The sequence below is a fragment of the Streptomyces zaomyceticus genome, from assembly GCF_014656215.1.
Classification (GTDB): Bacteria; Actinomycetota; Actinomycetes; order Streptomycetales; family Streptomycetaceae; genus Streptomyces; species Streptomyces zaomyceticus.
On the sequence record NZ_BNBZ01000003.1, the window covers coordinates 173,011 to 195,631 of the forward strand.

Annotated in this window: 18 protein-coding genes; 6 read left to right on the forward strand and 12 right to left on the reverse strand. The window is 71.8% G+C overall.

All coding sequences use genetic code 11. The features are described from left to right. Window position 1: 1 nt before the first annotated feature. On the reverse strand, window positions 2–589 hold the full coding sequence (locus IE311_RS05890) for a papain-like cysteine protease family protein (protein ID WP_189830492.1): 588 nt from the start codon (window positions 587–589) through the stop codon (window positions 2–4). Window positions 590–824: 235 nt separating this feature from the next. Between IE311_RS05890 and IE311_RS05895 the strand changes: the two genes are divergently transcribed. Next, entirely contained in the window at window positions 825–1,754 is a 930-nt protein-coding gene (locus tag IE311_RS05895) for a hypothetical protein (protein ID WP_189830493.1), read from the forward strand. A 79-nt stretch (window positions 1,755–1,833) separates the two neighbouring features. Here IE311_RS05895 and IE311_RS05900 read toward each other — a convergent pair whose 3' ends face one another. After that, entirely contained in the window at window positions 1,834–2,259 is a 426-nt protein-coding gene (locus IE311_RS05900; protein WP_189830494.1) for a Rieske (2Fe-2S) protein, read from the reverse strand. Window positions 2,260–2,393: 134 nt separating this feature from the next. Continuing rightward, window positions 2,394–5,453 carry an excinuclease ABC subunit UvrA gene (gene uvrA, locus IE311_RS05905; RefSeq protein ID WP_189830495.1) on the reverse strand — a complete coding sequence of 1,020 codons (3,060 nt, stop codon included), beginning with the start codon at window positions 5,451–5,453 and terminating at the stop codon, window positions 2,394–2,396. Window positions 5,454–5,642: 189 nt separating this feature from the next. On the opposite strand from uvrA, the gene IE311_RS05910 reads away from it, so the two are divergent. From IE311_RS05910 to IE311_RS05920, 3 genes are all read left to right on the forward strand, one after another. After that, window positions 5,643–6,344 carry a maleylpyruvate isomerase family mycothiol-dependent enzyme gene (locus IE311_RS05910; protein WP_189830496.1) on the forward strand — a complete coding sequence of 234 codons (702 nt, stop codon included), beginning with the start codon at window positions 5,643–5,645 and terminating at the stop codon, window positions 6,342–6,344. A 49-nt stretch (window positions 6,345–6,393) separates the two neighbouring features. After that, window positions 6,394–7,050 carry an MBL fold metallo-hydrolase gene (locus IE311_RS05915; RefSeq protein WP_189830497.1) on the forward strand — a complete coding sequence of 219 codons (657 nt, stop codon included), beginning with the start codon at window positions 6,394–6,396 and terminating at the stop codon, window positions 7,048–7,050. Window positions 7,051–7,208: 158 nt separating this feature from the next. Continuing rightward, window positions 7,209–8,498, forward strand: a complete 1,290-nt coding sequence (locus IE311_RS05920) for an MFS transporter (RefSeq protein WP_189830725.1) — start codon at window positions 7,209–7,211, stop codon at window positions 8,496–8,498. Window positions 8,499–8,559: 61 nt separating this feature from the next. Here the strand turns inward: IE311_RS05920 and IE311_RS05925 are convergent, their stop codons facing one another. The 5 genes from IE311_RS05925 to IE311_RS05945 form a co-directional block, all read right to left on the reverse strand. Next, on the reverse strand, window positions 8,560–9,564 hold the full coding sequence (locus IE311_RS05925; protein WP_189830498.1) for a TerC family protein: 1,005 nt from the start codon (window positions 9,562–9,564) through the stop codon (window positions 8,560–8,562). A gap of 230 nt (window positions 9,565–9,794) precedes the next feature. After that, complete coding sequence (locus IE311_RS05930) at window positions 9,795–11,786, reverse strand: TerD family protein (RefSeq protein WP_189830499.1); 1,992 nt, start codon at window positions 11,784–11,786, stop codon at window positions 9,795–9,797. 161 nt (window positions 11,787–11,947) lie between these two features. Then, complete coding sequence (locus IE311_RS05935; RefSeq protein WP_189830500.1) at window positions 11,948–12,526, reverse strand: TerD family protein; 579 nt, start codon at window positions 12,524–12,526, stop codon at window positions 11,948–11,950. 140 nt (window positions 12,527–12,666) lie between these two features. Then, window positions 12,667–14,796 carry an excinuclease ABC subunit UvrB gene (gene uvrB / locus IE311_RS05940; protein WP_189830501.1) on the reverse strand — a complete coding sequence of 710 codons (2,130 nt, stop codon included), beginning with the start codon at window positions 14,794–14,796 and terminating at the stop codon, window positions 12,667–12,669. Between the two features lie 61 nt (window positions 14,797–14,857). Then, window positions 14,858–15,757, reverse strand: coding sequence for an MHYT domain-containing protein (locus tag IE311_RS05945; protein ID WP_189830502.1), 900 nt, complete (start codon window positions 15,755–15,757; stop codon window positions 14,858–14,860). Window positions 15,758–16,034: 277 nt separating this feature from the next. Between IE311_RS05945 and IE311_RS05950 the strand changes: the two genes are divergently transcribed. Together IE311_RS05950 and IE311_RS05955 are read left to right on the forward strand one after the other, a co-directional pair. Then, a complete protein-coding gene (locus IE311_RS05950) occupies window positions 16,035–16,601 on the forward strand; it encodes a methylated-DNA--[protein]-cysteine S-methyltransferase (RefSeq protein ID WP_189830503.1) in 567 nt (188 codons plus the stop codon). Window positions 16,602–16,667: 66 nt separating this feature from the next. After that, the gene (locus IE311_RS05955; RefSeq protein WP_229901748.1) at window positions 16,668–17,960 is read left to right on the forward strand and encodes an MFS transporter; all 1,293 of its coding nucleotides are present in this window, start codon (window positions 16,668–16,670) and stop codon (window positions 17,958–17,960) included. A gap of 100 nt (window positions 17,961–18,060) precedes the next feature. Here the strand turns inward: IE311_RS05955 and IE311_RS05960 are convergent, their stop codons facing one another. The 4 genes from IE311_RS05960 to IE311_RS05975 all read right to left on the reverse strand — a co-directional run bounded on the left by IE311_RS05960 (window position 18,061) and on the right by IE311_RS05975 (window position 22,393). Next, window positions 18,061–19,056, reverse strand: coding sequence for a TolB family protein (locus IE311_RS05960; RefSeq protein ID WP_189830504.1), 996 nt, complete (start codon window positions 19,054–19,056; stop codon window positions 18,061–18,063). A 3-nt stretch (window positions 19,057–19,059) separates the two neighbouring features. Next, window positions 19,060–20,400, reverse strand: coding sequence for an MFS transporter (locus IE311_RS05965; protein ID WP_189830505.1), 1,341 nt, complete (start codon window positions 20,398–20,400; stop codon window positions 19,060–19,062). Further along, window positions 20,400–21,740: a discoidin domain-containing protein gene (locus IE311_RS05970; RefSeq protein WP_189830506.1), complete on the reverse strand. Its 1,341-nt coding sequence runs from the start codon at window positions 21,738–21,740 to the stop codon at window positions 20,400–20,402. The genes IE311_RS05965 and IE311_RS05970 overlap by 1 nt, the downstream gene beginning before the upstream one ends. A gap of 296 nt (window positions 21,741–22,036) precedes the next feature. Beyond that, the gene (locus tag IE311_RS05975) at window positions 22,037–22,393 is read right to left on the reverse strand and encodes a cupin domain-containing protein (protein WP_189830507.1); all 357 of its coding nucleotides are present in this window, start codon (window positions 22,391–22,393) and stop codon (window positions 22,037–22,039) included. Between the last annotated feature and the right edge of the window lie 228 nt (window positions 22,394–22,621).

The window sequence follows — 22,621 nt, forward strand, 5'->3', positions numbered from 1 at the left end:
GTCACGCCCCGATCCGGTAGAGCGAGTGGGTCCAGGAGAAGGAGCTGTTGTCGACGTACCAGGCGTGCGAGGCCCAGTTGTAGCGGTCGCTGGAGGGCCAGGGATCGCCCCAGTACACCCAGCTGTTGGCGTCGTCGTAGCCGTAGATCACGTGCATGTGTCCGCCGCCGCCGGACCACTGGATGCGGGTCTCGATCGGCCGGTCGGCGTTGATCTCGGTCTGTACGGTCGAGTAGCGCAGCCAGCCGGTGACGTACGAGCCGGGGTTGACGCCCGCCCAGCTCAGCCCGGTCTGGACGTTGCCGAGGGTGGCCTGGTTGTTGGGGCAGTCGTAGCCCTGCTGACGGTTGAAGGCGGCGTTGCAGAACTGGTTCTGGCTGTAGTTGCGGCCGAACCAGGTGGCGATGGTGTTGCCGCCCGCCGCCCAGCACCAGTTGGTCTTCTGCTGGGCCTGCATGGTGATGTTCAGCCGCTTGGAGCCGAGGGCGGCGGCGTCCTCGGCAGCGGGTGCGGCGGACGCCGAGGTGGTGGGGACGAGAAAGAGGGCGGCTGCGGCGAGTGCCGCGAGGTTCAGCTTTCTTCTGCGCATCGCGTTCCTCCCTGGGGCGGGGGGTGGGGATGGGGGGGTGCAGGAGCACGTCCGGACGCTGGTCAGGAGCATCTTCCGTTGTCCGGATCCGGTCAACACGCTTCAATGCGGGGTGACATCGGACTGTGAACGGTGTGACCCGGGTGTGAACGGACGCCCTCGGCCCACCAGCCCGCCCACCCCACGCGGCGCGACGGTCCGCACCCCCACCGTGAATGTTCACTGAGGAGTCCTCGTGAGCCACACCGAGGCAGATCTCGTGCAGATACTGCACACCGGCCCCTTCCATCTGGCCCTGCGGACCGCGCTGGCCGTGCGCGGACTGCCGCTCCAGCGGGTCCAGCACCATCTCGCGCACCGGGGCGTCAAGGTCGGGGTGACGAGTCTGAGCTACTGGCAGCAGGGCGCCCGCCGACCCCAGCGGCCGGAGTCGCTGAAGGCCGTCAGCGCCCTCGAGGAGGTGCTCCGGCTGCCCGGGAACTCGCTGCTGCGGCTGCTCACGGACGACACGGCGGCGCGGTCCGAGGTGGAGCGCCCAGCGGCCCGGTCGTACCGCTCCCTGGTGGAGGCGTCGGGCTCGGTCGAGGAGCTGCTCGCGGAGCTGGAGTCACCTACGGACGGCGGGCTGCACACGGTGGGGCACCACGAGCGGGTGCGGATCGGGGCCGGGCGGGAGCTGGTGGGACGCGAGTCGCAGCATGTGGTGCGGGCGCACCGGGACGGTGTGGACCGCTATCTGGCCATCCACCACGGCGATCCCGGCTGCGATCCGTCCCGGGTGGCCGTGCGGGCGGTGGAGAACTGCCGGACCGGGCGGGTGCGGTGGCACGCGGGGACCGGGGTGCTGATCGCGGAGCTGCTCTTCGACGCCCGGCTGCGGGCCGGGGACACGTATCTCTTCTCGTACGGCTTCGAGGACGGTACGGCGGGGCCGAGCGGGGAGTACGTCCGCGGGTTCAGCTTCGCGGGCGGGCAGTACGTGCTTCAGGTGCGCTTCGACGAGGCGGCCCTGCCGGTGCGGTGCCGGAGGTTCGCGCAGGCGTCTACGGGTGCGCCGCGCGGGGGCCGTGCGGAGCTGACCCTGAGCGGCCGGCACCGGGCGGTGCACGTCGTGGAGCAGGGCGTACGCCCGGGGATCCTGGGGGTCGACTGGGACTGGACGTGACCCGGGCGACCCCGCGAATCCGGGGAGCCGGGGAGTCCTGCAGTCGACGGCTCGGACTTCGGGGCTCGGGCTTCGGGGCTCAGGCCTCGGGGCCGGCGACCAGCTTGCCGTTCTCGACGCGGACCGGGACCTCGGGAAGCGGGACGGTGGCCGGGCCCTTGAGCGCCTTGCCGGTGGTGACGTCGAAGCGGCTGCCGTGGCAGGGGCAGTTGCCCTCGTTGTTCTCGATCTTGTCGAGGACGCAGCCGGCGTGGGTGCACTGGGCGCTGAAGGCCTTGTACTGGCCCTTGGCCGGACAGCTCACCAGGACCCGCTGCTCGCGGTAGAGCTTGGCACCGCCGACGGGGACCTCGTCCGGGGCGCCGAGGGCGACCGGAGCGGTCGGGGTGGGCACCTCGGCGTGGCCGAGCTTGGAATCGGTGGAGCAGGCGGCGACTCCCAGCCCGGCGGCACCGGCGAGAGCGGCGCCCTTCAGTACGGTGCGGCGGCTGGACTGGCCGGACATGGGCGCTCCACGGTGGATCGGGGCAAGGCGTGACCGAACCGACGATACCGGCGTGGTGCGCGGCGCCGACCTCCGGGCCCGGGGTGCGTGCCCCGTGCGGCAGGGCCCCCGTGGCGGGGGCCCTGCCTCCGAGGTCAGGCCTTGCGGGCCCGGGTCGCCGTCTTCTTGGCGGCGGCCTTCGTGGCCGTCGCCTTCGTGGCCGTCTTCTTCGCCGGAGCGGCGGCCTTGGTGGCCGCGGTCCTGCTCGCGGCGGCCTTGGTCGTCGCGGCCTTCTTGGCAGGGGCCTTCTTCGCCGCCGCCTTCTTCGTGCCCCGGGCCGCCGGGACCGTCACCCCGGCGTCGCTGATCCGGTCCGCGCCGAGGATCTCGCGCAGGAACTTGCCGGTGTGGCTCTCCGGGACCGAGGCCACCTCCTCCGGCGTGCCCTCGGCGACGACCACGCCGCCGCCGTTGCCGCCCTCGGGGCCCATGTCGATGAGCCAGTCGGCGGTCTTGATGACATCGAGGTTGTGCTCGATGACGATCACCGAGTTGCCCTTGTCGACCAGGCCGGACAGCACCTTGATCAGCTTCGAGATGTCCTCGAAGTGCAGACCGGTGGTCGGCTCGTCGAGGACGTAGACCGTGCGGCCCGTCGAGCGCTTCTGGAGCTCGGAGGCGAGCTTCACGCGCTGCGCCTCGCCGCCGGAGAGCGTCGGCGCGGACTGGCCGAGCCGGACGTACCCGAGGCCGACCTCGTTGAGCGTGCGCAGGTGGCGCGAGATCGTCGGGACGGCCTCGAAGAAGTCGAGGGCCTCCTCGATCGGCATGTTCAGGACCTCGGCGATGGACTTGCCCTTGTAGTGGACCTCCAGGGTCTCCCGGTTGTACCGGTCGCCGTGGCAGACCTCGCACGGGACGTAGACGTCCGGGAGGAAGTTCATCTCGATCTTGATGGTGCCGTCGCCGGAGCAGTTCTCGCAGCGGCCGCCCTTGACGTTGAAGGAGAAGCGGCCGGGCAGGTAGCCCCGGACCTTGGCCTCCATCGTCTCGGCGAAGAGCTTGCGGACGTGGTCGAAGACGCCGGTGTAGGTCGCCGGGTTCGAGCGCGGGGTGCGGCCGATCGGGGACTGGTCGACGTGCACGACCTTGTCGACGAGGTCGTCGCCGTCCACTCGCGTGTGGCGTCCGGGCACCGACTTGGCGCCGTTCAGCTCGCGCGCCAGGTGGGTGTAGAGGATGTCGTTGACCAGGGTCGACTTTCCGGAGCCGGAGACGCCGGTGACGGCGGTGAGGACGCCCAGCGGGAAGGAGACGTCGATGTCCCGCAGGTTGTTCTCGCGGGCGCCGTGCACGGTGAGCCGGCGTCCGGGGTCCACCGGGCGGCGGATGTCCGGGGTGGGGATCGCCCTGCGGCCGGACAGGTACTGCCCGGTGATCGACTCCTCGTTGGCGAGGAGCTCCTTCATGGTGCCGGAGTGGACGACCTTGCCGCCGTGCTCACCGGCGCCGGGGCCGATGTCGACGACCCAGTCCGCGACCTTGATCGTGTCCTCGTCGTGCTCGACGACGATGAGCGTGTTGCCCATGTCCCGGAGCCGTACGAGGGTCTCGATGAGCCGGTGGTTGTCGCGCTGGTGGAGACCGATGGACGGCTCGTCGAGCACGTACAGCACACCGACCAGGCCGGAGCCGATCTGGGTGGCGAGCCGGATGCGCTGGGCCTCGCCGCCGGAGAGGGTGCCGGCGGCCCGGTTGAGCGAGAGGTAGTCGAGGCCGACGTCGACCAGGAACCGCAGCCGCTCGTTGACCTCCTTGAGGACCCGCTCGGCGATCTTCTTGTCCCGGGCGTTCAGCGTGAGGCGGGAGAGGAACTCGGCGCAGTCGCTGATCGACATCCCGGAGACCTCGGCGATGGACTTCTCCATGACCGTGACCGCGAGGACGATCGGCTTCAGACGGGTGCCCTCGCAGGTGGGGCAGGGCACCTCGCGCATATAGCCCTCGAAGCGCTCACGGCTGGAGTCGCTCTCGGCCTCGGTGTGGCGCCGCTTGACGAAGGAGACGGCACCTTCGAAGGCTGGGGTGGTGTACGCCCGCTCCCGCCCGTAGCGGTTGCGGTAGCGGACCTCGACCTGGGTCTTGTGCCCGTACATCAGCGCCTTCTTGGCGCGCTGCGGCAGTCCCGCGTACGGCATGTCCGTGCTGAAGCCGAGGGCCTGCGAGAGACCGCCGATGAGCCGGCCGAAGTACTCCTTGGTGTGGCCGTGCGACCAGGGGTGGATGGCGCCCTCGTCGAGGGACTTGTCCTCGTCCGGGACGATCAGCTCCGGGTCGACCTCCATCCGGGTGCCGATGCCGGTGCAGTCGGGGCAGGCGCCGAAGGGCGAGTTGAAGGAGAAGGAGCGCGGCTCGAGCTCCTCGAAGGACAGGTCGTCGTACGGGCAGTACAGGTGCTCCGAGTACATCCGCTCGCGCTCGGGGTCGTCCTCGGGGAGGTCGACGAAGTCGAGCACGACCATGCCGCCGGAGAGTCCGAGCGCGGTCTCGACGGAGTCGGTGAGGCGGCGCTTGGCGCTGTCCTTCACGGTGAGGCGGTCGACGACTACCTCGATCGTGTGCTTTTCCTGCTTCTTCAGCGTCGGCGGTTCGCTCAGCTGTACGGTCACGCCGTCGACTCGGGCGCGGCTGTAGCCCTTGGTCTGGAGGTCGGCGAAGAGGTCGACGAACTCGCCCTTGCGCTCGCGCACGAGCGGGGAGAGCACCTGGAAGCGGCTGCCCTCGGGGAGCTCGAGGACCCGGTCGACGATGGCCTGCGGCGACTGGCGGGAGATCGGCCGCCGGCACTCGGGACAGTGCGGCTTGCCGATGCGGGCGAAGAGCAGGCGGAGGTAGTCGTAGACCTCCGTGATGGTGCCGACCGTCGAGCGCGGGTTGCGCGAGGTCGACTTCTGGTCGATGGAGACGGCGGGCGACAGACCCTCGATGAAGTCGACGTCCGGCTTGTCCATCTGGCCGAGGAACTGCCGGGCGTACGAGGAGAGCGACTCGACGTACCGGCGCTGCCCCTCGGCGAAGATCGTGTCGAACGCGAGGGAGGACTTGCCCGACCCCGAGAGCCCGGTGAAGACGATCAGGGAGTCACGCGGGAGGTCGAGCGAGACGTTCTTGAGGTTGTGCTCACGAGCGCCACGGACGATGAGACGGTCGGTCACGCCGGTCCGCACCTTTCTTGAGAGAGCGGAGGCACAGAGAGTGCGGGTCGCAAAGATGTCTTGATGTGCCTGAGTACCCAACAACCAAGGATGCCGGATGCTTCCGTCGAGCCTATAGCACGTACATTCGATTTCCGGCCTCGATCGCACCGCTTCACCCGATCGAGTGGCGGCGCTAGGGTCGGCGCCATGATCGACCATGTGCGTGACCTGGCCTCTGTACGCGAAGCGACCGAGCGACTCCTCGACGCGGCCGCCTCCCTGGACAACGCGGCGCTGGCCGAGCCGTCACGGCTTCCCGGCTGGACCCGTGGCCATGTTCTGGCCCACATCGCCCGCAACGCCGATGCCCTGGTGAACGTCCTCCGGGGCCGGCCCATGTACGAGGACGCCGCGACCCGCGACACCGACATCGAGCGCGACGCCCCGCGCCCACTGGACGTCCACGTCGCCGACCTGCGCGAGAGCGCCGAGCGCTTCCAGGCCGTGGGCGCCGAACCCGCCGACTGGGCGCGGACCGTCGAACTCCGCAACGGCGTCACGGACGCGGCCGCCCGCATCCCCTTCCGACGCTGGGTCGAGGTGGACCTGCACCATGTGGACCTGGGGATCGGCTACGACCTGAAGGACCTTCCCGAGGAGTTCGTCCTGCGGGAGATCGACTTCCTCGCCGACCGCTGGTCCGGCCGCCCCGAGGTCCCGCCGGTGACGTTGCGCGTCGGGTACGAGGAGAACGGCCCCGCGTGGACGACCGGCGGCGCCGAAGGCACCCCCGTCGTCCTGGGCGGCCCCGCCGTGGAGCTGCTCGGCTGGCTCTCCGGCCGCGACCTCAAGGGCGCCCATCTCGCCGTCCTCGAGGGCGACGGCCTTCCGGAGCTCCCGCCGCTGTAGGCCGTCGGCCGGGCGCCCGCCCGTCGGTGCCCGGCGATAGGCTGAGCCCATGACGTACAGCGGAGCGGTGAAGGTCGGCGGACCGGCCGATGTGCACGAACTGACGGACCTGATGATCTCCAAGGTCGCGGTCGGTCCGATGGACAACAACGCGTATCTGCTGCGCTGCCGGGCGACCGGCGAGCAGCTGCTCATCGACGCGGCCAACGACGCGGAGACGCTCCTCACGCTGATCGGTGACGACGGCATCAAGGCCGTCGTCACCACCCACCGGCACGGCGACCACTGGCAGGCGCTCGCCGAGGTGGTCGCCGCGACCGGCGCCGTCACCTACGCGGGGGCGTACGACGCGGAGGGCATCCCCGTCGCGACCGACGTGCCCGTCGAGGACGGCGACACGATCCGGGTGGGCCGGGTCGAGCTGACCGCGCGCCGGCTGGTCGGACACACCCCGGGCTCGATCGCCCTCGTCTACGACGACCAGCACGGCCACCCCCACGTCTTCACCGGCGACTGCCTCTTCCCCGGCGGCGTGGGCAATACCCGGAAGGACCCGGAGGCCTTCGCGAGCCTGATCCACGACGTGGAGACCAAGCTCTTCGCGGTCCTCCCGGACGAGTCCTGGATCTATCCGGGCCACGGCAAGGACACCACGCTCGGTGACGAGCGCCCGTCCCTGGCGGAGTGGCGCGAGCGCGGCTGGTGATCCACCGGCGACCGAGAGCGCGCGGCTGAGCAGCCGCGCGCTTCCGCACGCCCCCGTAACCCGGACGGCGGCAGGGTAGTTGGCGCGGCATGGACCCCAGTCACTCTCCGTCGCTGCCCGCTCCCCGTGTTCCACCCGTGCCGGCCGCCCCGCCGTCGATGGGGAGGGTCGCCGCCGCCTCGCTCGCCGGCACCGCCATCGAGTTCTTCGACTTCTTCGTCTACGGGACCGCCGCCGCCCTCGTCCTGGGGCCGCTCTTCTTCCCGACCTTCTCCCCGCTCGCCGGCACCCTGGCCGCCTTCGGCACCTTCGCCGTCGGCTTCGTGTCCCGGCCGCTGGGCTCGATCCTCTTCGGGCACGTCGGCGACCGGTACGGACGCCGCCCCGTCCTCTTCGCCTCACTGCTCCTGACCGGCTGCGCCACCGTCGCGGTCGGCTGCGTCCCCACGTACGCGACGCTCGGCATCGCCGCCCCGGTGCTGCTGCTCGTCCTCCGCTTCCTCCAGGGCCTGGGCCTCGGCGGCGAATGGGGCGGGGCGGTCCTGCTCACCGCCGAGCACGCCCCCGCGCACCGGCGTGCGCTGTGGGCGAGCTTCCCCCAGATCGGTCCGGCGGTCGGCTTCCTCCTGGCGAACGGGGTGATGCTGGCGCTCTCGGCCGGCCTGAGCGACGCCGAGTTCCGCTCCTGGGGATGGCGGGTGCCGTTCTGGGCCGCGGGTGTGCTCGCGGCGGCCGGACTGCTGCTGCGCTCCTCCCTTGCGGAGACCCCCCAGTTCGAGGAGCTGTCCGCGGCGGGGAAGCGCGCGGGCGCCCCGCTGGCGGAGGTCGCGCGCGACCACTGGCGGCTCGTCCTGCTGACGGCCGGGGCGCTCGCGGTCGGGTACGCCACCTTCTACACGGTCTCCACCTGGGCCCTCGCCTACGGCACCGAGCGGCTCGGGGTGAGCAGCACCGTGATGCTGACCTGTGTCATGGCGGCCGTCGCGATCAAGGGCGCGGCCACCCCCTTCGTGGCCCTCCTCGGCGACCGCTGGGGCCGCCGGCCGCTCTGTCTCGCGGGGTGCGCCGCTTCCGCGCTCTGGATGTTCCCGATGGTGGCGCTGCTGCACACGGCACGGCCGTTCCTGATGTTCCTGGGCTTCCTGGGAGCGCTGCTCGCGTTCATCACGATGTTCGCGGTGGTCGCCGCGTACCTCCCGGAGCTGTACGAGCCCCGGGTCCGCTGCACGGGCGCCGCCGTCGGCTACAACCTCGCCGGCGTCCTGGGCGGCGCTCTCACTCCGCTGGTCGCCACCGCCCTCTCCGACGGCGGCTCCGGCCCGCCCTGGGGTGTGGCGGCCTATCTGACGCTGGTCGCGCTCGTCAGCCTGGCCTGCTTCGCCCTCCTGCCCGAGACCCTCCCGGCCCGGGCCGGGCAGCGGCCCGCCCCGGAGCCCGTCTCCACCTGAGACGGAAACGGCGACGGCCGGCCGGGGAGATCCCCGGCCGGCCGTCGCCGTGTGTGCCGCGTCAGGCGCCGATGCTGTCCTTCTCGGCACCGTCGGCGTCGGCCACGCTTTCGGCGGCCTCCCGCTGAGCCTGTCGCTTGGAGGCGATGAGGCTGGTGATCGTGGTGACGATCAGGACGAGGCAGATGAACGCGAGCGAGAACGGGATGGAGATCTCCGGGACGTGCACCCCGGACTCGTGCAGGGCGTGCAGCACGAGCTTGACGCCGATGAAGCCGAGGATCACCGACAGGCCGTAGCTGAGGTGGACCAGCTTCTTGAGCAGGCCGCCGATCAGGAAGTACAGCTGCCGCAGACCCATGAGGGCGAAGGCGTTGGCGGTGAAGACGATGTACGGGTCCTGGGTGAGGCCGAAGATCGCCGGGATGGAGTCGAGGGCGAAGAGGATGTCGGTGGTGCCGATGGCGAGCATGACGACCATCAGCGGGGTCATCACCCGCTTGCCGTTGACCTTGATGAACAGCTTGGTGCCGTGGTACCGGTCGGCGACGCCGAACCGCTTCTCGGCCATCTTGAGGACGCGGTTCTCCGGGATCTCGTCCTCTTGGTCGGAGCGCGCCTCCTGGATGAGCTTCCAGGCGGTGTAGATCAGGAACGCGCCGAAGATGTAGAAGACCCACGAGAAGTTCGCGATGATCGCGGCGCCCGCGGCGATGAAGATCGTACGGAGCACCAGGGCGATCACCACGCCCACCAGCAGCACACGCTGCTGGAGATGGGAGGGGACCGCGAACTTCGCCATGATCAGGACGAAGACGAACAGGTTGTCGACACTGAGCGACTTCTCGGTGATGTAGCCGGCGAAGAACTCTCCGGAGGCCTGGGTTTCACCGGCGAACCACAGGCCGAGCCCGAACAGACCCGCGAGGACGATCCAGACGCCCGTCCAGATCCCCGCTTCCTTCACCGACACGTCATGGGGCTTGCGCCCGATGAAGAAGTCGGCACCGATCAGGGCACACAGACCGAGAACGGTCAGCACCCACATGGTCATTGAAACGTCCACTGCGCCTCCGGCGTCGTACGGCTACTGATCAGCGTCGTCGCTGCCGGAGGTCTCTTCCACCCGAGACGATGCGATCGCCGCCGGGCCGACGCCCCGGGATCGGACCCTGAGGATCCGTCCGTATTGACGGGTACGCCGCGCATGGGGAGTACTCCCCTCCGCGCCGAGAACATTACCCGAATGACCAAGAAAAGGTAAAGCGCAGGGTAAAGAGCCCCCAAGAGCGCAGGTCAGAAGCCCTTTCCATGGCGGGCGGCCGCCACGCGCGCGAGGACCTGCCGGAGGACTCCGCTGCCCGGCGGAAGGATCGGCGGCTCGTACGACCAGGCATGGCCGACCCAGGGATCGGCGAGGTGGTCGTCGGGGACCGGTGTGAGCCTCAGCAGCGAGCGCCACAGCGGATCGAGCAGCGGCCCGTACGCGGAGGCGTCCTCCCGGTCCGCGACCATCAGCAGATGGACACCGACCGACGGGCCCTCGTCGGCGAGGTAGCGCAGCCGGGTGACCGCCCGGTCGTCGAAACCGTGCGGGAAGTCGTGCACCAGCAGCAGCTGCCGAGCGGTGTCCAGACCGGGCGGCAGGGCGTCGGAGGCACCGGCCCGCAGCGCCATCTGCAGCAGGTCGACCCGCTCGGTGAGCTGCTCCAGGACGGCCGAGACCCCGGCCGCGCCCCGGGCCGGCGGGGCCGCGAGGACGCCCGTCTCCACGAGCGGCGCGAGCGCGGCGGCGCCCGCGCCCGCCGGGTCGACGACATGGACGGTGAACTGTCCCGCCGGATGCGCCGCGAGCAGCCGGGCCGTGTGCGCGACAGCGCTGTCCAGGGCGAGCCGCCGCAGTTCGACCTCGTCGAGGAGGCCGGCGGCCTCGGAGCGGCCGCGGCCGCTGTCCACCCAGAGACCACGCTCCAGCGGCAGCCGGACGAGCATGGGAATCCGCAGGTCGGTCCGCTCGGGGAGGTGGAGGTCGCCGAGCCGGACGGCCATCGGGTCCCCGTCCGGGACCCGGTAGGCGTGCCAGACGGGGTTGTCCCAGCGGGCGAACGCCACCGGCAGGGCGGGCTCGACGACCTCGGACTCGGCCGCGAGCTGGGCGAGGTCCCGGTCCAGGACCTCGCGCGCCCGCTCCACCAGCTCGTCGTGCCGGGCGCGGGCGGCGGTCCGCGCGGCGTCGTTCGCGCCGCCGCCCCGGGCTCGGTAGTCGGAGAGGGTCTCGTCGAGCTCACGGTCGAGCCGGGACTCCGCGAAGTCGCAGGCGCTGCGGTAGGCGGCGGCGGTCCGGGCCAGGTCCTCGAACATGCCCCAGACCTGGTTGTACAGGCGCTCGTCCATGGACCAGCCCGACGCGTCCCCCGCGACCGGAGTGGGCGGAGCCTGCCGGGGCTCGGGCGCGGGCGCCGGTGCGGACGCGGGTGTCGCCCGGCGGCGCGGGTGGGAGTAGTCGACGGGGCCGCCGGAGGCGGAGGAGGCGGAGGCGGAGGTGCCCGCCGCGGGGGTGGGCGTGGTCGAGCCCATGGCCGGGGTGGGCGCGCCCGTGCCCGGGCCCGTTCCCGTCGCCGGGGTCGGCGGCGGTGTCACCGGGGCGGTCGGGGCCGGGTCCGACGCGGTCGCCGGCGCCGTGCGGCGTACGCGCTCCGCCTCCGGGACGTGCTGCGGCGCGGTGACCGGGGCGGGCTCCGGCGCGACCGCCGCCAGGATCGACGCGGCCAGGTCGGCCGGGCGCTCCAGGCCCTGGTCGCCGAGGAGGGCGGCGAGCCCGCCCTCGTACCCCTGACCCATGGCGCGGACCTTCCAGCTGCCCTGGCGCCGGTACAGCTCCAGGGCGACGACGGCGGACTCGCTGTCGAGGCCGGTGATCGTGTAGCTGGCGATCGCGGTGCCGTCGTGATCGGTGACGGCGACGAAGGGGGCGGCGACCGTTCCGAAGCGGGTGGTTCCACCGGTGCGCGGGCCGGGCAGCGCGAGGAGCACCGACACGCGGTGGACGGCGCCGGGCACGGCCTCCAGGTCGACGGTGAGACGGTGGTCGGCGGCCGCCTGCCGGGGGACGTCGACGCCCGGGAGGGAGGGCGAGCCGGGGTGGGCGATCCACTCCACGCCCGGAACTCTGCCCTGTTCGTCGCAGAGCGTGGCTCCGGCGAGGACAGGGTGACCGGCCGACACCCGGATCTCCAGTCGGGTGTCGGGCAGGGGGTGGTTCTGCCCCCGGACCAGCTCGGCCGTCATCGACTCTGTCCCCTCAGCGTTTCCCGGCGCGGTTCATGCGGCTCATGCGGTGCACGTGGTGGAAGCGGTGCACATGGTTCGGTGAATGGTGTGACTCATGCGGGACAGCTCCCGGTGGCCTGCCGCCTCCGGGAGCTGTGGGTGCGTGCTGCGCGGGCCGCCTACAGGTGCGGCAGGATCGCGGGCATCAGGTCCTGGAACGTGCGGCCGTTCGCCGGGTTGCCGAGGGCCGTCATCTGCCAGCCGGAACCGACCCGGTGCACCTTCGCCATGATCTGCGCGGTGTAGTTGCCGCCGCCGTCCAGGGTGTAGCGCGCGAGCTCCTGGCCGTTCGCCTCGTCGACGATCCGGCAGAAGGCGTTCTGCACCTCCTGGAACGTCTGACCGGTGAAGGAGTTCACCGTGAAGACGATCTGGTCGATGTGGACCGGGACCCGCTGGAGGTCGACGAGGATCGCCTCGTCGTCCCCGCCCTGGCCGGCGCCGCCGACGAGGTTGTCGCCGGTGTGCTTGACCGAGCCGTCGTCGCTGACCAGGTGACGGAAGAAGACCACGTCGACCGGCTGCTTGTCCGCGAAGAGGACGGCCGAGGCGTCCAGGTCGATCTCCTGCGTGCGCTTGCCGAAGAGGCCCCGACGCGGTGCCGCCTGCCAGCCGAGCCCCATCCGCACCTGGCTGAGGCTGCCTCCGCCCTGCTTCTCCAGGCTGATGGCCTGACCCTTGGTCATGTTGACCGTCACGCGCTTGCCCCTCTCGTTTGGCGTTCCCCGCGCCCGCTGTCCGGTGCGTGCGGTTGTCAGCACCCTACGCAGAGGTACTGACACCGCAGAGCCGCGGTCCGGATTTGTGTCGGTCTTGCAACACACCGGACCGTGTCCGGTCAGGCGAGTCCCGCTTCCTTCATCTGGCGCAACTCCTTCTTCAGCTCTCCCACTTCGTCGCGGAGCCGGGCGGCCACCTCGAACTGCAGCTCGGCGGCCGCGGCGCGCATCCGGTCGGTCATCTCCTCGATGATCGCGGCCAGTTCGGTGGCGGGCCGGTCGCCCAGCTGCACCGTCGAGCCGGCCTTGCCCCCGCCCTTGGCGCCGTGCGCGGCGAGCGAGGGGACGGGGGCCTTGGCGCCCTTGCCCTCCTTGCCCTGCCGATAGCCGCTGCCGAGGAGCTCCTCGGTGTCGATCTCCTCGCGCGCGATGGTCGCGACGATGTCGTTGATCTTCTTGCGGAGCGGCTGCGGGTCGATGCCGTGCTCCGTGTTGTACGCGATCTGCTTCTCGCGACGGCGGTTGGTCTCGTCGATGGCCTGCTCCATCGCGGGGGTGATCCGGTCCGCGTACATGTGGACCTGACCCGAGACGTTTCGCGCGGCACGGCCGATCGTCTGGATCAGGGACGTCCCGGAGCGCAGGAAGCCCTGCTTGTCCGCGTCGAGGATGGCCACGAGGGACACCTCGGGGAGGTCGAGGCCCTCCCGGAGCAGGTTGATGCCGACGAGGACGTCGTACTCACCGGCGCGCAGCTCGCGCAGCAGCTCGATGCGGCGCAGGGTGTCGACGTCGCTGTGCAGATAGCGCACCTGGATGCCGAGCTCCAGGAAGTAGTCGGTGAGGTCCTCGGCCATCTTCTTGGTGAGGGTGGTGACGAGGACCCGCTCGTCCCGCTCGGTGCGCAGCCGGATCTCGTGGACCAGGTCGTCGATCTGTCCCTCGGTGGGCTTGACGACGACCTCGGGGTCGACGAGCCCGGTGGGGCGGATGATCTGCTCGACGAAGCCGTCGCCGCGCGAGAGCTCGTACGTCCCGGGGGTCGCGGAGAGGTAGACGGTCTGGCCGATCCGCTCCTGGAACTCCTCCCACTTCAGCGGGCGGTTGTCGAGGGCGGACGGGAGCCGGAAGCCGTGGTCGACCAGGGTCCGCTTGCGGGAGGCGTCGCCCTCGTACATGGCGCCGATCTGCGGCACGGTGACGTGCGACTCGTCGATGACGAGCAGGAAGTCCTCGGGGAAGTAGTCGATGAGGGTGTTGGGCGCGGAGCCGGGGTCGCGTCCGTCGAAGTGCATCGAGTAGTTCTCGATGCCGGAGCAGGAGCCGATCTGGCGCATCATCTCCAGGTCGTACGTGGTCCGCATGCGCAGACGCTGGGACTCCAGGTGCTTGCCCTGCTTGTCGAGTTCGGCGAGCCGGCCCTCCAGCTCGCGCTCGATGTCGTTGACCGCGCGCTCCATGCGCTCGGGACCCGCGACGTAGTGGCTGGCGGGGAACACGTACAGCTCGCGGTCCTCGCTGATGACCTCGCCGGTCAGCGGGTGGAGGGTGGAGAGGGCCTCGATCTCGTCGCCGAACATCTCGATGCGGACGGCGAGCTCCTCGTACACCGGGAAGATCTCGATGGTGTCGCCGCGGACCCGGAAGGTGCCGCGGGTGAACGCCAGGTCGTTGCGCGTGTACTGGATGTCGACGAAGCGGCGCAGCAGCTGGTCGCGGTCGAGCTCCTCGCCGACCTTGAGCGGGACCATCCGGTCCACGTACTCCTGGGGGGTGCCGAGGCCGTAGATGCAGGAGACGGAGGCGACGACGATGACGTCCCTGCGGGTGAGCAGGGAGTTCGTCGCGGAGTGGCGGAGCCGCTCCACCTCCTCGTTGATGGAGGAGTCCTTCTCGATGTACGTGTCCGACTGCGGGACGTACGCCTCGGGCTGGTAGTAGTCGTAGTACGAGACGAAGTACTCCACCGCGTTGTTCGGCAGGAGCTCGCGGAACTCGTTCGCCAGCTGCGCGGCCAGCGTCTTGTTCGGCGCCATCACCAGGGTGGGGCGCTGGAGCTTCTCGATCATCCACGCGGTGGTGGCCGACTTTCCGGTACCGGTGGCACCGAGGAGCACGACGTCCTTCTCGCCCGCGCGGATACGCCGCTCCAGGTCGGCGATGGCCGTCGGCTGGTCGCCGCTGGGCTGGTAGGAGCTGACGACCTCGAAGGGCGCCACCGAACGTTCGATCTTGGAAACGGGCCGCATGCAACCACCGTACGACCCGGCACTGACACTCGGGGGGCGATCGGCCCGCGGCGGCCCTCCGTCACCAGTCCTGTGAGCGGTGGCCGCCCCGGGGGACGCTCCTGCGGGCCCCCCGGCCGGCGGGCCGGGCCGTCCAGTTGGCGGGCTCGCCGTAGGAGGGCACGTGGCGCGGAGCGGGCACTCCCGGGCGGCGCGGGGCCCGGGCCGCGGACCGCTGCCAATCCGGGTCGCCCATGACTAGCAGTGGGTCGAACATGACCACGACCGCGGCGAGGATGAGGAAGACCGCCGGGCCGATCAGCATCGGCAGCAACAGCGAGGTGGCGGTGTCGCCGGTGCCGGTGACGGGCTCGGTGCCGTGCAGGTGCACGCTCACGGCCGACATGGCGGTGTAGTGCATACCACTGACGGCCACGCCCATCACCAGGCTCGCGCCGAGGCTGGCCAGAAATCCATGGACGGAGACGGCCGCCCAGAGGGCCGTGGTGGCGGCCACGACGGCGATGACCACCGACAGCGCGACGGTGAGCGTGTCGTACTCGATGCGCCCCTGGAGACGCATCCCGGCCATGCCCAGATAGTGCATGGTGGCCACGCCGAGGCCGGTGATGGTGCCGCCGGTGACCAGGGTGAGGGCGGTCGCCCCCCGGTACCCGACGATGAAGATCCCGATGCCGACCATGAGCACGGCGACGCCCAGGCTGGCGAACGTGATGGGCAGGTCGTAGTTGATGGGCGCCTGCCGGACCGAGAAGCCCATCATGGCGATGAAGTGCATGGTCCAGATGCCGGTGCCGATGGAGGTGGCGCCGAGGGCGAGCCAGCCCGCCTTGAAGCTGTCGCGGTGGCGGAGCGATCTCGTGGTGCACCGGAGGCCGAGGGCGCCGCCCAGGCACGCCATGAGAAAGGCCGCCACCGGCGTGACGAGCCCGTAGCTGAATCCGTCGACCGTGCCCTGCATGAGCGTGTGTCCTCCACCCCTGGTGCCACGTCGTCCGAAAACAGTCGGTACCGCTGGGTAGTACTACCGGGGCGAGATTATGGCGCGCCGCGCGCCTCACGACCACGTGACCGGGGAATTTCCGGTCGTGAGACCTGAGCGAGACCGGTCCGTGATCTTGGCGGCGATGCCCCGGCCCTCCCGGAGGCGTCCGCGGGCGGTGGCGGAGCGGCGGCGGGTCGGGGGGCGGGAGGCGTTCGCGACCCCGCTGTCGGTGGCGGGCCGTACCGTGGGCGGCATGGACATCGAAGCGGGGCCGACGGGTGACGGGCGGGCCGTCCCGGTGGAGTGGACGGTCATGGAGAGCGCCATCGGGCCGCTCTTCCTCGCCGCGACCGGGCGGGGGCTCGTGCGGGTCGAGTTCCACGCCGACGCGGCACGGCGGGAGGACATGCTCGGCCGGCTGGCGAGCCGGCTCGGCACGGCGCCGGTGGAGTGCGCCTCGGGACTGCTCGCGGAAGCGATATGCCGTCTCGACCGGTACTTCGCCGGCGAGCCGGGCGATGTCGACCTGCCCCTGGACTGGAGCCTGACGACCGGCTTCAACCGGACGGTGCTGCGCGAGCTGGCGAGCGGTGTGCCGTACGGCACGGTCGTCGGGTACGGGGAGCTGGCCAGGCGCGTGGGGCAGCCGGGAGCGGCCCAGGCGGTCGGCGCGGCCATGGGCTCCAATCCGCTGCCGGTGGTGGTGCCGTGCCACCGCGTGGTGGAGAGCGACGGCGGACTCGGCGGCTTCGGGGGCGGTACGGAGACCAAGCGGCAGCTGCTCGCCCTGGAGGGCGTACTGCCCGCGCCCCTGTTCTGATCAGGGGTTTCACCTCCGGGGTACGGGCCGTTCCCCTCGGATGGGACGGCTGGCACACTCACGTCAGTGACCCACAGCCCCGGTGCCCCTGACGCCATCCTGCCCGCGCACATATCCGCCTCCGTCACCCCCGCCGAGCTCCCGGCCCTGCGCAGGCGCGTGCAGGCCGTACTCATCACCACCCAGATACTCGGCGGCCTCGGCATCGCCACCGGCGTCGCGCTCTCCGCCGTCCTGGCCAGGGACGTCAGCGGCTCCGAGGCCCTGTCCGGGCTGGCGTCGACGGCGACCGTGGCCGGGCCCGCGCTGCTCGCCATGCCGCTGGCCGCCCTGATGGCCTCGCGCGGGCGCCGGGCCGGGCTGGTCCTCGCGTACCTCATCGGCGCGGTCGGTGCCGGGGTGGCGGTGCTCGGGGCGGTCGTGGAGAGCTTCCCGCTGCTGCTGCTCGGTCTCGTCGGCTTCGGCGCCGGGTCCTCGGCCAACCTGGCGGCCCGCTTCGCCGCCGCCGACCTCGCCGAACCCGACCGGAGGGCGCGGGCCATCTCCACGGTGGTGTGGGCGACGACGATCGGGGCGGTGCTCGGCCCGAACATCGCCGCGCCGGCCGGGGAGAGCGTCGCCGGCCTGGGCATACCGGCCACCGCAGGCCCCTTCGTCTGGGCCGCCGGAGTCTTCGTGGCGGCGGCGGTCGTGGTGGCCGTGCTGCTCCGCCCGGATCCGCTCCTCACCGCCCGCGCGCTCCACGAGACGGGCACGGGCGAGGCGCCGGAGGAACGCTCCCTGCGGGCCGGGATGCGGGCCGTACGGGAGTCCCCGAAGGCCCGGCTCGCCGTGGTCACCGTCGCCGGCTCGCACACCGCGATGGTGTCGATCATGTCGATGACGCCGGTGGCCCTCACCCACCACGGGGCGGACATCCAGCTGATCGGGCTCGTCATCAGTGGGCACATCGCCGGCATGTACGCCTTCTCGCCCCTGATGGGCTGGCTCTCCGACCGGCTGGGGAGGTTGTCGGTGATCGGGCTCGCGGTCGGTCTCATCGGTCTGGCGGCGCTCGTCGCGGGCACGGCGGGGCCCAGCCACGGCCGCACCGCCCTCGGCCTGTTCATCCTCGGTCTGGGCTGGTCGGCGGGGCTGGTGTCCGGTTCGGCGCTGCTCACGGACTCGGTGCCGCAGGCCGCCCGCGCGGCGGTCCAGGGGCTCTCCGACTTCATCATGAACACGGCCGCCGGCGTCGGCGGGCTCGCGGCGGGTCTGATCGTCGCGCGGGCGGGGTACGGCTCGCTGAACGCGATCGCCGCGTGTCTGCTGCTGCCGATGGCGGCGCTCGCGATCCGGGGCTCGCTCCGGAAGGCGTGAGGTCCGCGCGGCCGGTCCGGGCGGCACCGCCGGTGCGGCACCGCCGCCGGCCGGTGCGGCACCTCCGCCGGCCGGTACGTCACCTCCGTACGGTCGTCGGTCAGTTCGGCACCGACGGGGAGGACGCCCCGCTCGCCAGTCGGCGTGGCGCTCCCGTGCCGTCGGCCGGCACCTCCCAGACGTCTCCCCCGTACCCGTAGGCCAGGGTGTCCGGGTCGGTCCACAGGGCCTGGTCGTCGATGCCGCGCCGTTCGGCGACCGCGTGTTCGCGTCCGGTGGCCACCTCGTACACATACAGCCGCCACGGCTCGCGCGGGCCCTCGGAGACCCGTTTCTTGAAGGCGATCCGGGTGCCGTCCGGGGAGAGCGACGGGCATTCGACGTTCTCCCGAAGGGCCCGGGCCGACCAGTTCCGCATGTCGCCCTCGACGAGATGGGTGCGGCCGCCCGTGGAGACGGTGGCGTAGAAGCGGTTGTCGTCGGCGGCGAAGCTGACGCCCCAGTAGTTGACGTCGGGGGCGTGGTGGCGGCGGCCGCCGAGGGTGAGGGGGATCTGCTCGATGTTCTTCACCAGGTACCCGGTACGCAGGTCGAGGATCGAGGTGCGGGTCGAGAAGGACGAGCGCGCGTACGAGTCGCCGGTCGCGAACATCGTCCAGGAGAGCATGTTCCCGGAGGCCGAGACCCGGGCCCTGCTGGGGATGCCCGGCAGCGCGATGCGGCGCACCTCGCGCAGCCGCCGGTCGAGCACGAGAGCGTACGAGCGGGCCGGGACGCCCGGCCTGCGCCGAAGGCACAGGGCGGTGGAACCGGCCGCGTGGAAACGGTCGCAGGAGGGGCCGCCCGCCACCCGGCCGCCGGGCGCGGACGGGTCGACGCGCGCGACCCGCCCGCTCGCGGTGTCCCGGGTGTAGAGCGCGCCGGTGGCGGCGTCGAGGGTGAAGCCGGGGTCGGCGGTGCCGGTGGTCGCGGCCTCGCGCCCCGAGGCCGCCCGCAGGGTGTAGGCGGTGGCCCCGCCGCCGAGCAGCAGCAGGGCGAGGACGAGGATCCACACGCGCGTGCGGGTGGACGGACGGGCGCCGGTCGGGGCGGACATGGGTCAGTCGGTCCTCTCGGAGGGATCGGGGGCGAGGCTCTCGGACGGCTGAGGGTCGCCGTTGCCCGAGGGGGTGGCGGGCAGCAGGCGCGCGGCGCAGCAGAGGGCGGCCGTGAGGGCGATCGTGGCCGCGACGAGCGCGGTCCCGGGCCCGCTCGCGGTCCAGACGGCACCGAACGCGACGGCCGCTCCGACCCGGGCGAGGGCCTGCGCGGTCTGGACGACCGCGAGGCCGCCGGCGTGCCTGCCCTCGGTCAGGAAGGGCCCGGCGAGGGCCATCAGGACGCCGTCGGTGGCCGCGTAGAAGACGCCGAGCAGCAGCAGGACGCCCACGAGGACCGCGGTGTCGGGCAGCGGGGCGAGCAGCAGTCCGTAGGCGAGGAGCAGGGCCCCGTGCCCGTACAGGAAGGGTCCGCGCCGTCCGGTCCGGTCGGCGAGGCGTCCGGCGGGCACGGCGAGCAGCAGATAGACGGCGGCCGCGCCGAGCGGCAGGAACGGGAACCAGGTCGCGTCGAACGCGAGCCGCCGCTGGAGCAGCAGATAGAGGAAGGAGTCGCCGACGGTGGCGGCTCCGAGGAGCCCGGCGCACAGCACGATCCGGCGGTACGCGGGCGAGCGCAGCCCGGCGAGGGGCCCGGCGCGGAAGCCGGCGGGGAGCCCGGCGCGGGACCCGGCACGCGCGCGTGGCGGCGGATCGGTCGGGCTCTTCCCGTCGGCCGGGTTCCGCCCGGGGACGAGGAGCACCCAGAGCAGGACACCGAACGCGCCGACGCAGAAGCTGACGGCGAAGACGGCGTCGTACGCGTCGGCCGTCGCCCACAGCAGGGCGAAGGCGGCCAGGGGTCCGAGGAGGGCGCCGGTGGTGTCCATGGCGCGGTGCGTACCGAAGGCCCGGCCCAGGTCCTCGGGTGGGCTGTGCAGCGTGATGAGGGCGTCGCGCGGGGCGGTGCGGACGCCTTTGCCGAGCCGGTCCGCGGCGAGCGCGGTCGCGATCCAGCCGGTCGCGCCGCCGGCGAGGAGGAGGACGGGCCGGGAGCAGGCGGAGAGCGCGTAGCCGATTCCGCCGACCTGTTTGTGGCGGCCGCCGCAGTCGGCGGTGGCGCCGCCGAGGAGCCGGACGAGTGCGGTGGCTCCGGTGGAGAGGCCGTCGAGCAGCCCGAACTGGAGCGGGGAGAGGCCCAGTCCGAGGACCAGGTAGAGCGGCAGCACGGCGGTCACCATCTCCGAGGAGATGTCGGTGACCAGGCTGACCGCGCCGAGGGCGAGGACGGTGCCCGGGACGCGCCGCCGGACCCCCGAGGGGGTGGGCGGCGCGTCGCGGCGACCGGTGGTCGCGAGGTACATCAGTGGCAGGTGTAGGTCGGGCCGGAGTCCTTGACCTGGTTGTCGGTGCCGACGTACTGCCAGGTGTAGGTGGTGTCGGTGAGGTCCAGCTTCAGGACGCCGTACGGACCGCTGATCCGCTTCTGGCTGTTGGGCTGGACGGTCTCGATGTCGTAGGGCTCGGCGCCGCCCATGCCTCCGACGATCTCGACGATGCCGTCGGCGGTGGCCCGCCCGTTGGGGTCCTGCGGGGCGAACCGCTCGTAGTGGTGGTCGTGTCCGTTGAGGACCAGGTCGGCCTTGGCCCCGTAGAGGATCTGCCAGACCGGCTTGGAGACCGGGTCGTTGCCGTGGCCGCCGGAGGAGTACAGCGGGTGGTGGAAGTAGGCGGCGAGGCAGCCCTTGGTGTTCCGCGCGAGGTCGTCCTTGAGCCACTGGATCTGCGCGGCGTCGTCGAAGGAGTTGGAGTCGAGGGCGACGAAGTGCCAGTTGCCCTGGTCGTAGCTGTAGTAGGGCTTGCCCTGCGGGTAGGCGATCGAGCCGAAGTACGACTTGTAGCCGGCGAGCGGGCCGGCCGGGTCGTAGGTCTCGTGGTTGCCGGGCACGGGCCGGGTCTTCGCCTTGAAGGCGCCCCAGGTCTTGTCGTAGTAGTTGCGGAAGTCGGAGAGCAGGGCGTCGTCGTACTGGTTGTCGCCCATCGTCAGGTAGAAGGACGGCGCGATCCGCTGGGCCAGGGCGGCCGTCTTGGGGTGGGCGCAGGAACTGCTGGAGGCCGTGCACTGGGCGGCGATGTCACCGGCCGCGACGACGGTGAAGGCGCCGGTGGGCGGCTCCGTGGTGCCGGTGGTGCCGTAGACCTCCACCGAGAAGAGCGAGTAGCCGTACGACGTGCCGCGGGCGGTCCCGTAGACGCGGAGGTGGCGGCCCTGGCCGGTGAGTCCGGTCCAGTCGTCGGTGCCGCCGTTGCCCGCCGTCTCGGTGGCGAGGCGGGTCCAGGTGGTGCCGTCGGCGGAGATCTCGACGCGGTAGGCCTTGGCGTACGCGGCCTCCCAGACGAGTTTCACGCGGGAGACGGTGGCCGAGGGGCCGAGGTCGACCCGGATCCACTGGGGGTCGACGCCCTCGGCGCTGGCCCAGCGGGTGGTGGAGACGCCGTCGAAGGCCTTCTCCGGGCCGAAGGTGCTGTCCTCGACGGAGGAGGACGTGGCCGGGCGGCCCTGGGAGATCAGGACGTCGGCGGCGGCTCCGGCCCGGTCGGGAAGGGCGAGCAGGAGGCCGCCGACGAGCAGCAGCACGGCGGCGAGGACGAAGGGGAGGGGGGTGGTGGTGCGGCGTGGTGGGGCGGAGGCGTTCAGGCGCATACCTGGGCTCCCTGGCCTGGGGGTCGGCGAGAGCTGGACACCGGTGCTGCGCACCACGGGCCGGCCGCGCGGCGGCGGGCCGGGGCGCCCGTGCCGTGGGGTACGGACACGGGCGACCGGCCGGGTGGCGATTCGGGGCGCCACACGGCGGGGTGGTGCTCGGCGGCCGGGTCAGAGCTCTCGCTGAGCGCGTCACGCCCCTTGGGGTGGGGCGCCGCGCCAAGCCGCTGCCGGGGATGCTAGCCGATAGGAAGGTTTCCTACCAGACTCTCGACTCGCGGCCGTCCCCGGCCACTTCAGAGGCTGATGTGGTACGCCTTGCGCAGGGTCTCGTGGACGGTCCAGGTCGTCCTGTCGCCCTCGCGCAGCACGCAGGCGTCGCCGGGTCCGATCTCCAGGGTGGCCCCGCCCTCGACGGCGACGGTCGCCCGGCCGGAGACCACCACGAAGAGCTCGTCGGCCTCGGTGTCGGTGACGACGCCGGGCGTGATCTGCCAGATGCCGCGCAGCTGCTTGCCGTCGGCGGACTCCCACAGCACCCTGCCCGTCACCTCGGGCGTGCCGGAGACGATCTGGGCGGGGTCGAGGGGCTCCGCCTCGAGCTCCGCGTCGGGGATGTGCACGGCGAAGGAGGGCTGGTCATGTGTCGTCATGGGCGGTGACTGTAGCGGGGGTCCGGAGCCGGTCCGAGGCCGGGACCGGCTGGAGGGAAACCCTCCGTTTCGCCTCCCACCAGGCGCGATACCCGGATCCAGCGGCGGCGACGAAATCCGCACGAGCCCTTCGCCGCAGCGCCGGACGGGTGGCGCGGCCGCCGCGGAGGACGACTCCGGGAGCTCCGTGACGGAATCCGAAGGCGCCCCCACCGGGTGGCCGGAGCT

Coding starts and splice junctions, on each gene's coding strand:
- IE311_RS05890 (WP_189830492.1), bottom strand. CDS start 589: ATGCGCAGAAGAAAGCTGAACCTCGCGGCACTCGCCGCAGCCGCCCTC.
- IE311_RS05900 (WP_189830494.1), bottom strand. CDS start 2,259: ATGTCCGGCCAGTCCAGCCGCCGCACCGTACTGAAGGGCGCCGCTCTC.
- IE311_RS05910 (WP_189830496.1), top strand. CDS start 5,643: ATGATCGACCATGTGCGTGACCTGGCCTCTGTACGCGAAGCGACCGAG.
- IE311_RS05915 (WP_189830497.1), top strand. CDS start 6,394: ATGACGTACAGCGGAGCGGTGAAGGTCGGCGGACCGGCCGATGTGCAC.
- IE311_RS05920 (WP_189830725.1), top strand. CDS start 7,209: ATGGGGAGGGTCGCCGCCGCCTCGCTCGCCGGCACCGCCATCGAGTTC.
- IE311_RS05930 (WP_189830499.1), bottom strand. CDS start 11,786: ATGACGGCCGAGCTGGTCCGGGGGCAGAACCACCCCCTGCCCGACACC.
- uvrB (WP_189830501.1), bottom strand. CDS start 14,796: ATGCGGCCCGTTTCCAAGATCGAACGTTCGGTGGCGCCCTTCGAGGTC.
- IE311_RS05945 (WP_189830502.1), bottom strand. CDS start 15,757: ATGCAGGGCACGGTCGACGGATTCAGCTACGGGCTCGTCACGCCGGTG.
- IE311_RS05950 (WP_189830503.1), top strand. CDS start 16,035: ATGGACATCGAAGCGGGGCCGACGGGTGACGGGCGGGCCGTCCCGGTG.
- IE311_RS05960 (WP_189830504.1), bottom strand. CDS start 19,056: ATGTCCGCCCCGACCGGCGCCCGTCCGTCCACCCGCACGCGCGTGTGG.
- IE311_RS05965 (WP_189830505.1), bottom strand. CDS start 20,400: ATGTACCTCGCGACCACCGGTCGCCGCGACGCGCCGCCCACCCCCTCG.
- IE311_RS05970 (WP_189830506.1), bottom strand. CDS start 21,740: ATGCGCCTGAACGCCTCCGCCCCACCACGCCGCACCACCACCCCCCTC.
- IE311_RS05975 (WP_189830507.1), bottom strand. CDS start 22,393: ATGACGACACATGACCAGCCCTCCTTCGCCGTGCACATCCCCGACGCG.